This window comes from Enterobacter sp. T1-1, assembly GCF_000710795.1.
Lineage (GTDB): Bacteria > Pseudomonadota > Gammaproteobacteria > Enterobacterales > Enterobacteriaceae > Enterobacter > Enterobacter cloacae.
In genome coordinates this window covers 140851-152939 of the sequence record NZ_JALW01000012.1, presented here as the reverse complement: position 1 = coordinate 152939, position 12089 = coordinate 140851, and the positions used below count along the sequence as shown (strand labels likewise).

The 12089-nt window shown below is 56.6% G+C and carries 8 protein-coding genes; 4 read left to right on the top strand and 4 right to left on the bottom strand.

Annotated elements, in window-relative coordinates; genetic code table 11:
• Both AK59_RS0105810 and tkt read left to right on the top strand, forming a co-directional pair.
• On the top strand, positions 1–659 hold a 659-nt coding region (locus AK59_RS0105810; RefSeq protein WP_029882272.1), incomplete at its 5' end, for a transaldolase family protein.
• 19 nt (positions 660–678) lie between these two features.
• Entirely contained in the window at positions 679–2667 is a 1989-nt protein-coding gene (gene tkt, locus AK59_RS0105805) for a transketolase (RefSeq protein ID WP_013098214.1), read from the top strand.
• A 42-nt stretch (positions 2668–2709) separates the two neighbouring features.
• Here the strand turns inward: tkt and AK59_RS0105800 are convergent, their stop codons facing one another.
• From AK59_RS0105800 to aegA, 3 genes are all read right to left on the bottom strand, one after another.
• On the bottom strand, positions 2710–3753 hold the full coding sequence (locus AK59_RS0105800; protein ID WP_020689967.1) for a DUF1176 domain-containing protein: 1044 nt from the start codon (positions 3751–3753) through the stop codon (positions 2710–2712).
• Between the two features lie 105 nt (positions 3754–3858).
• The gene (nudK, locus tag AK59_RS0105795) at positions 3859–4452 is read right to left on the bottom strand and encodes a GDP-mannose pyrophosphatase NudK (RefSeq protein WP_020689968.1); all 594 of its coding nucleotides are present in this window, start codon (positions 4450–4452) and stop codon (positions 3859–3861) included.
• Between the two features lie 67 nt (positions 4453–4519).
• A complete protein-coding gene (aegA, locus tag AK59_RS0105790; protein WP_029882271.1) occupies positions 4520–6496 on the bottom strand; it encodes a formate-dependent uric acid utilization protein AegA in 1977 nt (658 codons plus the stop codon).
• A 152-nt stretch (positions 6497–6648) separates the two neighbouring features.
• Here aegA and narQ point away from each other — a divergent pair, with 152 nt between their 5' ends.
• Together narQ and acrD are read left to right on the top strand one after the other, a co-directional pair.
• On the top strand, positions 6649–8337 hold the full coding sequence (gene narQ, locus AK59_RS0105785) for a nitrate/nitrite two-component system sensor histidine kinase NarQ (RefSeq protein WP_029882270.1): 1689 nt from the start codon (positions 6649–6651) through the stop codon (positions 8335–8337).
• 146 nt (positions 8338–8483) lie between these two features.
• A complete protein-coding gene (gene acrD, locus AK59_RS0105780; RefSeq protein WP_029882269.1) occupies positions 8484–11597 on the top strand; it encodes a multidrug efflux RND transporter permease AcrD in 3114 nt (1037 codons plus the stop codon).
• A 109-nt stretch (positions 11598–11706) separates the two neighbouring features.
• On the opposite strand, the gene ypfM is transcribed toward acrD, so the two are convergent.
• Positions 11707–11766, bottom strand: a complete 60-nt coding sequence (gene ypfM, locus AK59_RS1000000124920) for a protein YpfM (protein ID WP_015572204.1) — start codon at positions 11764–11766, stop codon at positions 11707–11709.
• Positions 11767–12089: the final 323 nt, after the last annotated feature.

Genomic DNA, 12089 nt, shown 5'->3' with positions numbered 1-12089 from the left:
CCCGCCTCTCTTTCGATAAAGAAAAGAGCATCTATAAAGCCCGCCGCCTCGTCGAACTCTACCAGGAGCAGGGGATCGACAAATCACGCATTCTGATTAAGCTCGCCTCCACCTGGGAAGGCATCCGCGCGGCGGAAGTGCTGGAAAAAGAGGGGATCCACTGCAACCTGACGCTGCTGTTCTCGTTTGCGCAGGCGCGCGCCTGTGCAGAAGCGGGCGTATTCCTGATCTCACCGTTCGTCGGGCGCATCTACGACTGGTATCAGGCAAAACAGCCGATGGATCCGTACGTGGTGGAGGAAGACCCGGGCGTGAAGTCGGTACGTAATATCTACGACTATTACAAGCAGCACCGCTACGAAACCATCGTAATGGGGGCCAGCTTCCGCCGCACCGAGCAGATCCTGGCGCTGGCAGGGTGTGACCGCCTGACCATCTCCCCTGACCTGCTGAAAAAGCTGCAGGACAAAGAAGAGACGGTGATCCGTAAACTGGTGCCGACCTCTACCGTACTGCCCAAACCGAAAGCCATGACCGAAGCGGAATTCCGCTGGGAGCACAATCAGGACCCAATGGCCGTGGAAAAACTGGCGGACGGCATCCGCCAGTTCGCCGTCGACCAGCGCAAACTTGAAGATCTTCTCGCCGCCAAACTTTAACCTTGCCACGGAGTGAACTATGTCCCGTAAAGAGTTAGCCAATGCCATTCGCGCCCTCAGCATGGATGCCGTGCAAAAAGCCAATTCCGGCCACCCTGGCGCACCAATGGGCATGGCAGATATTGCCGAAGTGTTGTGGAATGACTTCCTGAAGCACAACCCTAACGACCCCACCTGGTACGATCGTGACCGTTTTATTCTCTCTAACGGCCACGCGTCGATGCTGCTCTACAGCCTGCTGCATTTGTCCGGCTACGATCTGCCGCTCGAAGAGTTGAAAAACTTCCGTCAGCTGCATTCGAAAACCCCCGGCCACCCGGAGATTGGCTATACGCCAGGGGTGGAAACCACCACCGGGCCGCTGGGACAGGGTTTAGCCAACGCCGTTGGGCTGGCCATCGCGGAACGCACGCTGGGTGCGCAGTTTAACCAGCCGGGGCATGACATCGTCGATCACTACACTTACGTCTTTATGGGTGACGGCTGTCTGATGGAGGGGATCTCCCATGAGGTCTGTTCGCTCGCGGGCACGCTGGGGCTGGGCAAGCTGATTGGCTTCTATGACCACAACGGCATCTCCATAGACGGGGAAACCGAGGGCTGGTTTACCGACGACACGGCAAAACGGTTTGAAGCCTACCACTGGCATGTGGTGCATGAAATTGACGGCCACGATCCCGAGGCGGTGAAAAAAGCAATTCAGGAAGCGCAAAGCGTGAAGGACAAACCGTCGCTGATTATCTGCCGCACGGTTATCGGCTTTGGTTCGCCGAACAAAGCAGGTAAAGAAGAGGCGCACGGTGCGGCGCTGGGTGATGAGGAAGTGGCGCTGACCCGGCAGAAACTGGGCTGGAAATATCCGCCGTTCGAAATTCCGAAAGAGATTTACCGCGCATGGGATGCCCGTGAAGAGGGTGAAAAGGCCCAGCACGCCTGGAACGAGAAATTTGCCGCCTACAAAAAGGCCTACCCGGAGCTGGCGGCCGAATTCACCCGCCGCATGAGCGGAGGGCTACCGGAGGACTGGGAAGAGAAAACGCAGGCGCTGATTGAAAACCTGCAATCTAACCCGGCCAAAATCGCCACCCGTAAGGCGTCGCAAAACACCCTGAATGCGATTGGCCCAATCCTGCCTGAGCTGCTGGGCGGCTCGGCGGATTTGGCCCCCAGTAACCTGACCATCTGGTCTGGCTCGACATCGCTGAAAGAGGATATCGCCGGAAACTATATTCACTATGGCGTACGCGAGTTCGGCATGACCGCCATTGCCAACGGTATCGCTCATCACGGGGGATTTGTCCCCTACACCGCCACCTTCCTGATGTTTGTGGAATACGCCCGTAACGCCGCACGCATGGCGGCTCTGATGAAAGCGCGGCAGATTATGGTTTACACCCATGACTCCATCGGGCTTGGGGAAGATGGGCCAACCCACCAGGCCGTTGAACAGCTGGCGAGCCTGCGCCTGACGCCAAACTTCAGCACCTGGCGTCCGTGCGATCAGGTCGAGGCCGCGGTGGGCTGGAAGCTGGCAGTAGAGCGCCATAACGGACCGACGGCGCTGATCCTGTCACGTCAGAACCTGGCGCAGATTGAACGCACGCCGGAGCAGGTGAAAGACATTGCCCGCGGCGGTTACATTCTGAAGGACAGCGGCGGCAAGCCGGATGTGATCCTGATTGCCACCGGTTCTGAGGTGGAGATTACCGTCAAAGCGGCGGAGAAGCTGACTGCCGAAGGTCACGCGGTGCGCGTGGTTTCCCTGCCTTCAACCGACATCTTTGACGCACAGGATGAGGCGTATCGTGAATCGGTCCTGCCATCCAGCGTGACGGCCCGCGTGGCGGTTGAGGCGGGTATTGCCGACTACTGGTACAAATATGTCGGGCTGAAAGGGGCCATTGTCGGCATGCGGGGATACGGTGAATCGGCGCCGGCCGACAAGCTGTTCCCGTATTTCGGTTTTACCGTTGAGAACGTCGTTGAGAAGGCGTTAAGCGTGCTTTAGTGCGGCCTGCGTGCCCGGTGACGCTACGCTTACCGGGCAAAACTAGCGTGTGATCCACAACGTGGGCCAGGCATCTGGCCCATTCCAGTTATCGCAACTGGGCTCCTCGGCATAACGCACCAGACGGAAGCGCTGGCCGTCAAAGCGCCAGCGCGTCTGGATACCGCAGTCAGCAATCCCCCGCCCTAACGCCAGGGTGGTCAACTCACGCGTTTTCTCATCAAAGCGAGCGTTCATTAACTCCATTTCACTGCTGCCGCTGGACGGCGTAAACGGCAGACGCAGCCTGACGCTACGGGAAGAAAACGGTTTTTTACGTGATACCAGCCAGGCCAGATCGACGGTGTTATAGGCCCCCGCTTCGCAACTGACGATCAGCAGCGCTTTGTCATCGGTAAGCGCAGTGACGCGCACTTCCCGACGGTTGGGGTCGAGCGAGCACTGGCTGTTATTCATCCGCCAGGTACCATAATCCAGCAGATCGTTCAGTTCGCTGTGGGAGAGCGGTGTCGGGGTGGGATTCACAACCGCCACCTTTTTCAGGGCCGGTGCGGGCGGCACGCTTAACGGCGGATCGTCACCTTTTTTAATCCAGGCGGTTTCACTGCCGACGCGCTTTTGCTGCGCATCGATAAACAACAGCGCCGCTTTCAGGCCACTGAGGGAGATCGCCTGCTTGCCATCACGCAGGGTTAGCGCTTTCCCTTCCTGGATATGCTTAAGAAATGCAGTGATGGTCGCAGCATCGTCCGTTTTCAGATGCCATGGCGTTAACTGCCAGTGCTGACGCTCCAGCGTCACGGGCACCCCATCAAGCAGCAGGCGCGGCGCAATTGCAGGCTCTTTGACGGACGGGTCTGAAAGACCGCCGAGATCGATACGTAACGAGGCATCGGTTTTCGCGCCAGCGCTGCGGCTAAGCGTCATCACCAGACCACGGTGTTCACCGGTGTTGCGTGCCAGGCAAAAATTCTGGTTATTGCAGGTCACCTGCCAGTCTGAGAATGATTGCTGTGCAGGCGCAGCCCACACACGAGGCGCGGGGAGCACACAAATCAGGAAAAAAATAAAAACGCAGTAGCGCATGAATGGCACAATCCCGGAACGAAAACGCTTAACTGGGCAGTATCTTCGTGTTCCCGCCGGGGTTGCTCAATCGGATTTATCGGATAGATTTATCCGAAAAACAAACTACATCCGTTCGAAAGAGGGATCCATCAGCCCGGTTGTTTGTAAATACTGCAATAATATTACAGCTTTACCATCTTTAATTTCCCCGGAACGGATCATCTCCAGCGCCTGGACAAACGGTATCTCCAGCACCTCGATATCTTCATCTTCCACCCCACCGCCCTGATGGATACGATGCGCATCGCTGTATTCGGCAATAAAGAAATGGACGATTTCCGTCACGCCGCCGGGTGACATAAACAGTTCGAAAACTTTTTTAACCTCACCCACTTCAAAGCCTGTCTCCTCGATGGCTTCTTTGCGGATACACACTTCCGGCTCATCGTCATCCAGCAGACCTGCGCAGGTTTCAATCAGCCGTCCGTCCGGATTGCCATTGACCCACGTCGCCACCCTGAACTGGCGGATCAGCACCACGCTCTGCTTTTCACGGTTATAAAGCAGAATGGTTGCCCCATTGCCGCGGTCGTAAACCTCACGTTTGTGGCGGATCACGTCCCCGTTATTACGCGTTAAATCATAGGTGATGTTACGCAGGACAAAGTAATTATCAGAAAGGATTTTGTCTTTGATAACGTCAATTTTCAGGGTCATACGGGCTCCACGACACAATGAGTCTGCCTATATTACGCCGTGAACCCCGCTTTGTCGCCCACCCGATTTAATGCGTTTTTAACGCGCTGACGCCCAGCCAGTCGAGGATACCCTGCGCAGCATGTCGCCCTTCCGCCATGGCGGTGACCACTAAATCTGCGCCGCGTACGGCGTCACCGCCTGCGAAAATTTGCGGGTTAGAGGTCTGATAGCGATAGCGGCTCTCCACCGAGGCGATAATTCGTCCCCAGCTATCCGTCTCCACGCCCTGCGCCTGCAGCCACGGCATCTCGTGTGGATTGAAACCAAATGCCATGATCACCGCATCCGCAGGCATCAAAAATTCGCTCCCCGCTATCGGTACCGGCCGACGACGGCCCTGAGCATCCGGTTCGCCGAGTTCGGTACGCAGCATGCGAATGCCGTTGACCTGTCCGTCAGGTGCCAGAGTTAACTCCACGGGCTGAACGTTAAACTCAAACGCGGCGCCCTCTTCCTTCGCATTCTTCACCTCTTTTTTCGAGCCCGGCATATTGGCTTCATCCCGGCGGTAGGCGCAGGTTACCTTCGCCGCACCGTGACGTAACGCGGTGCGGACACAGTCCATGGCGGTATCGCCCCCGCCGAGCACCACCACGTTCAGCCCCCGGGTATCGATAAATGGCTCTTTGGTTGTTGCCTCAAGCCCCATCACGTGGTGGGTGTTTGCCACCAGGAAAGGTAACGCGTCATAGACGCCGGGGGCATCTTCATGCGCGATACCCGCTTTCATGGAACGATAGGTTCCCACACCAATAAACAGTGCATCGTATTCGCGTTGCAGCTGTGACAGCGGCACATCCTGTCCGACGTCGCAGTTCAGAACGAACTGGATCCCCATGGCCGTGAATATCTCCCTGCGCCGTGCGAGCAGCGATTTATCGAGCTTAAAGGCCGGGATACCAAACGTCAGCAAGCCGCCAATCTCCGGGTGCCGGTCATAGACCGTGACGCGCACGCCGCTGCGCGCCAGCACGTCGGCACAGGCAAGCCCCGCAGGCCCCGCGCCGATCACCGCCACACGTTTATCAACCGGTGTCACGCCGCTCAGATCCGGCTTCCAGCCCATCGCCAGCGCCTGGTCAGAGATATAGCGCTCGATGTTGCCAATGGTCACCGCGCCTGAGATATCACGCACGGTGCAGGCGCCTTCACATAATCGGTCCTGCGGGCAGACGCGGCCGGTAATTTCAGGTAAACAGTTGGTCTGGTGTGAAAGCTCAACCGCCCCGGCGATATCCCCCGCTTTAACGCGTTCAATCCACTGGGGGATATGGTTGTGCAGCGGACAGGTCCATTCACAAATGCTGTGTTCGCCGCACTTCAGGCAGCGCGATGCCTCACGCGCGGCCTGCTCTGCCCGAAACGGCAGGTAGATCTCCTGAAAATGGCTGACGCGTGCACTCGCGGCGAGTTTGTCCGGCTCCCCGCGTCGCGGTGTGTTTCTCATCTGCTCAAGGCGGGTATGCGGCAGGTCTGGCCTTACCGCCTCGCCGTGCCAGGGCTGCGCCACCTGACGGGCGGTGCGCTGGCGGCGGGTTTTCGCCAGGTGGTTCAGCACGGCGGGCGTCGCCAGGGTAAGCACCTGTGCCGGACAATTTTCGATGCAGGCCGGGCCCTGTGGGCGCGTGTGGCAAAGATCGCATTTATGCGCCGAGGCTTTTACGTTGCCCTTGTCGAGAGGCGTAACAACGATCTCCATCGTGCCGAACGGACAGGCAACCACGCAGGCTTTACAGCCAATGCATTTTTGTTGATTCACCTGTACGCTGTCATCGCATTTGCTGATGGCCCCGTTAGGGCAGCTCTGCGCGCAGGGCGCATTCTCGCAATGGTGGCAGGTTACAGGCGTGCTCTTCGCGCCAGATTTCAGGACAGTGATGCGGGGATGAAAATGGCGTTCGCTCAGCACGTGTTGTTCATCGTTGTGCGCCATCACGCAGGCCACTTCGCAGGCACGGCACCCTATACACTGCTGGCTGTTGGCCATAATAAAACGATTCATAACGACACCTGTTTTTGGTTCAATAACCTTATTCTTTATAGGAATATTGTATTTACCCACGGCGGCGCTATCAGGCAATGTACAAATGCCCAGGAAGCCGAACTATCTCCAGTGAACCTGTGGCAGATCAATTTTTTTCAGGAAGCTGTTCTGTGACCGTTAAACGACCCGTTTCCGGAAGCCTGGCCCGGGCTTTCATTTCCATTATCGTGCTGTCCGTTCTGACCAGCACCGTCGCACTGTTCACGCTTGCCAGCAGCCAGCGGGATGCAGAAGCCATCAATATTGCCGGTTCCCTGCGAATGCAGAGCTACCGTCTGGGCTATGAGATGCAACGCAACAGCGACGCCCTGGCGGCGCATCGCGAGAGCTGGCAGCAGACGCTGAGCGCCCCTGCGCTACAGAAGCTGAGTTACTGGTACGTGCCGGACGATGTTAAGGCGCGCTATCAGCAGCTGCATCTGGCATGGCAGGAGATGGACAACCACATCGCTCGCGGCGATATCGGGTGGTATCAGGCCCACATTGAAGACTTTGTCGGCCGGATTGACGCCTTTGTGCTCGCCCTTCAGCACTACACCGAACATAAAATCCGGGCGGTGATTCTGATCTCCCTGGCGGGCGGGATGTGCATCCTGATCCTGACGATCTTTACCCTGCGACGCATCCGCCGCCAGGTGGTGTTACCGCTGAATAACCTGGTGGCGGCCAGCGAGCGCATTGAGCGGGGGCAATTCGATACGCCTGCACCGGATACCGCGCTGCCAAACGAGCTGGGTCAACTTTCCCGGGCGTTCAACCACATGTCAGCCGAGCTGCATACGCTGTATCGCTCGCTTGAACACTCCGTAGCGGAAAAGACGCAGCATCTGAATGAGGCGCATCAGCAACTCGAGATGCTGTTTAAATGCTCTCAGGCACTGAATACCGGCCAGATAGACAGCCACTGTTTCCGGCATATTTTGCAGATAGTGCATGAGTACACGCAGATGAACTATCTGGAGTTGCGCACCAGCGACGACTGGCGGCTCAGTGAGGGTATCGAATCAAACGGGAGCCCTGTCCAAACGCTGCCCGTGCTGATGCAGGATACCCTGTACGGGGAATTACGCTGGCAAAGCGAGACGGGCCACGTTCCTCTGCCGCTGATGGAAAGCGTGGCGACAATGCTCGGACGCGGACTGTATTTCAACCAGGCGCAAAAGCACTACCAGCAGTTGCTGCTGATGGAAGAACGCGCGACGATCGCCCGCGAGCTGCACGATTCCCTGGCGCAGGTACTGTCGTATTTACGTATTCAGCTGGCACTGCTGAAACGCGCTATCCCGCAGGAAAATGCCCCGGCGCAGACCATTATCACCGACTTTTCCCGCGAGCTTAACAACGCCTGGCATCAATTGCGGGAACTGCTTACCACCTTCCGCCTGACGCTTAACCACGCCAATCTGCCCGCGGCCCTACAGGAGTCACTGGACGGGTTACAGAGCCAGACGCAGGCAAAGCTGCACCTCGACTGCCGCCTCTCCTCGCTGGCGCTGGATGCCCAGAAACAGGTGCATTTGCTGCAGATCGTGCGTGAAGCGGTGTTGAATGCGATGAAGCACGCCCAGGCCAGCGAGATAACCGTCAGCTGCGTGACGTCTGCTGACGGCACCCACAGCGTCAGCATTCGCGATAACGGTATCGGGATTGGCGAAGCCAGCGAGCCGCCGGGACATTACGGGCTGAATATTATGCGCGAACGGGCGGCGCGACTCGGCGGAACGCTGCACTTTTCCCAGCCGCAAAACGGGGGGACGCTGGTGAGCGTGATCTTCCCGACAAACGGGGCCGGGAGGTAAATAACGGTAAAAGGTGAAGCGCAGAGAAAAGCGCATGATAATTTACACTATCTCCTTTATTTCTCCACGTTTGGTCTTCGTCTTGCCGCTAAAGTGATGCGGGCAATAAACAATAATGACGTGCAGCAAAACGAGGTCTCATTTTCATGGCGAATTTTTTTATCGATCGCCCCATTTTTGCCTGGGTACTTGCCATACTGTTGTGTCTGACAGGTGTCCTGGCCATTACTTCACTTCCTGTTGAGCAATATCCCGACCTGGCACCACCAAACGTGCGCGTCACGGCAAACTACCCCGGAGCTTCAGCACAAACGCTGGAAAATACCGTCACGCAGGTTATCGAGCAGAACATGACGGGTCTGGATAACCTGATGTACATGTCCTCGCAGAGTAGCGCCACGGGCCAGGCGACCGTCACCCTGAGCTTTACCGCCGGTACGGATCCGGACGAAGCCGTACAGCAGGTGCAAAACCAGCTGCAGTCGGCGATGCGTAAACTGCCTCAGGCGGTGCAGAATCAGGGGGTTACCGTACGTAAAACCGGTGACACCAACATCCTGACTATTGCGTTTGTCTCTACCGACGGCTCCATGGATAAGCAGGACATTGCGGACTACGTCGCCAGTAATATTCAGGATCCCCTCAGCCGTATTAACGGCGTCGGTGATATCGATGCTTACGGCTCTCAGTATTCAATGCGTATCTGGCTTGATCCGAATAAGCTGAACAGCTTCCAGATGACGGCAACCGACGTGACGGATGCCATTAAATCCCAGAACGCCCAGATTGCGGTGGGACAACTGGGGGGAACGCCCTCCGTCGATAAACAAGCGTTGAATGCCACCATTAACTCACAGTCGCTGCTTCAGACCCCGGAGCAGTTTCGCAACATTACCCTGCGCGTAAATCAGGATGGTTCAGAGGTCCGCCTGGGCGATGTCGCCACGGTAGAAATGGGAGCAGAGAAATATGATTATCTCAGCCGCTTTAACGGTAACCCGGCCTCCGGTCTGGGGGTAAAACTGGCCTCCGGGGCCAATGAAATGGCCACCGCGCAGCTGGTGCTGGATCGTCTGGATGAGCTGTCGCACTATTTTCCCCACGGGCTGGAATACAAAGTCGCCTACGAAACCACCTCCTTCGTTAAAGCCTCTATTGAAGATGTGGTGAAAACGCTGCTGGAAGCGATCGCGCTGGTCTTCCTGGTCATGTACCTGTTCCTGCAAAACTTCCGCGCAACGCTGATCCCGACCATTGCCGTTCCGGTGGTGCTGCTGGGTACCTTCGCGGTGCTTTACGCGTTTGGTTACAGCATTAACACCCTGACGATGTTTGCAATGGTGCTGGCGATTGGCCTGCTGGTGGACGATGCCATCGTGGTGGTCGAAAACGTCGAGCGCATCATGAGCGAGGAAGGGCTTTCCCCGCGTCAGGCCACGCGTAAATCGATGGGACAAATTCAGGGGGCGTTAGTTGGCATCGCGATGGTGCTCTCGGCGGTCTTTATCCCGATGGCGTTTTTCGGTGGCACAACTGGCGCCATTTATCGTCAGTTTTCAATCACCATCGTCTCCGCAATGGTGCTGTCGGTGCTGGTGGCGTTGATCCTCACGCCTGCCCTCTGCGCCACCCTCCTCAAGCCGCTACATAAAGGGGAGCAGCACGGTCAGAAAGGCTTTTTTGGCTGGTTTAACCGCATGTTCAACCGCAGTGCTGCGCGTTATGAAACCGCCGTCGGCAAGGTGCTGCACCGCAGCCTGCGCTGGATGATGATTTACGTTGTGCTGTTGGGCGGTATGGTGTGGCTGTTCCTGCATCTGCCGACTTCGTTCCTGCCGCAGGAAGACCGGGGGATGTTCATCACTTCGGTGCAGCTCCCGAGCGGGTCAACGCAGCAGCAAACGCTGAAGGTAGTTCAGAAGGTGGAGCAGTACTTCTTTACCAAAGAGAAAGATAACGTGGTGTCGGTCTTCTCAACCGTCGGCTCCGGCCCGGGCGGGAACGGGCAGAACGTTGCGCGTATGTTTGTGCGCCTGAAAGACTGGGACGCACGCGATACGAAAACGGGCACCTCGTTTGCCATTATCGAACGCGCGACCAAAGCCTTCTCCCGTATCAAAGAGGCTCGCGTTTTTGCCAGCAGCCCACCGGCTATCAGCGGTCTCGGCAGTTCTGCCGGGTTTGACATGGAGTTGCAGGACCATGCCGGTGCAGGCCACACGGCGCTGATGGCGGCGCGCGACAAACTGTTAGAGCTGGCCGGTAAAGATCCGGGTCTGACCCGCGTCCGTCACAACGGTCTGGATGACAGCCCGCAGCTGCAGGTGGATATTGATCAGCGTAAGGCGCAGGCGCTGGGCGTTTCTATCGACGACATCAACGACACCCTGCAAACGGCGTGGGGTTCAAGCTATGTGAATGACTTTATGGATCGCGGTCGCGTTAAAAAAGTGTATGTGCAATCCGCCGCGCCATACCGCATGCTGCCGGACGATATTAACCGCTGGTATGTCCGCAACAATGCGGGCGGCATGGTGCCGTTCTCCGCCTTCGCTTCCTCGCACTGGGAGAGCGGTTCTCCGCGTCTGGAGCGCTATAACGGCTATTCCGCCGTTGAGATCGTCGGTGAAGCCGCGCCGGGCGTCAGCACCGGTACGGCGATGGACACCATGGAAAAGCTGGTGCAACAGCTGCCCGCTGGCTTTGGTCTGCAGTGGACGGCCATGTCTTATCAGGAGCGGCTCTCTGGGGCGCAGGCTCCCGCGCTTTACGCGCTTTCGCTGCTGGTGGTCTTCCTCTGTCTTGCGGCGCTGTATGAAAGCTGGTCAGTCCCGTTCTCGGTCATGCTGGTGGTGCCGCTTGGCGTGATCGGCGCGCTGCTCGCCACCTGGATGCGCGGTCTGGAGAACGACGTTTACTTCCAGGTGGGGCTGCTCACCGTGATTGGGTTGTCGGCAAAAAACGCCATCCTGATTGTTGAGTTTGCCAATGAGATGAATGCGAAAGGCCATGAGCTGATGGCTTCCACGCTGCATGCCTGCCGTCAGCGCTTACGTCCAATCCTGATGACCTCGCTGGCGTTTGTCTTCGGGGTGTTACCGATGGCAACCAGCTCAGGCGCAGGCTCCAGCAGCCAGCATGCGGTAGGTACAGGCGTCATGGGAGGAATGATTTCAGCCACGATCCTGGCCATTTATTTTGTGCCGCTGTTCTTCGTGCTGGTGCGTCGCCGCTTCCCGCTCAAGGAACGGCCTGAATAAGATAGTGAAAATAAAAAAGGCGGCTCAGTAGGCCGCCTTTTTACTGTGCGATTAATTCACACTATGGTTATTTTACTTATTTAAGTGCTCTTGCAATTCTTACTGAATGTCATTTACGAAGCATGCCTTCGATAAAATCTTTCCAGTTCCCCAGTTCACGTTCAATCATAACAACCTCTCTTATTATTATGCGCATTCTACGAAAACGTATCATCATTGTGAAGACAATTTAACCGATTGCTGTGATTGTACCCCGTCTGCGCGCTGGATTTATGATAAATATGAACGGAGAACCTTAAATTTTGTGTGACGGCCAGCAATATTTTGAAATAACCCTACGCACGGGTGAGTTTTATTTTACCCGCTGAGTTTACAGGCAATTTATACCTGATGGACATCTATGCTTAAATGATGAAAGAATATTCAGCGTACAGGTGTGAGTTGAATTAAAAAGAGGTGTTAATCCAGAGCGTTTCTGAATGTGTTATATTC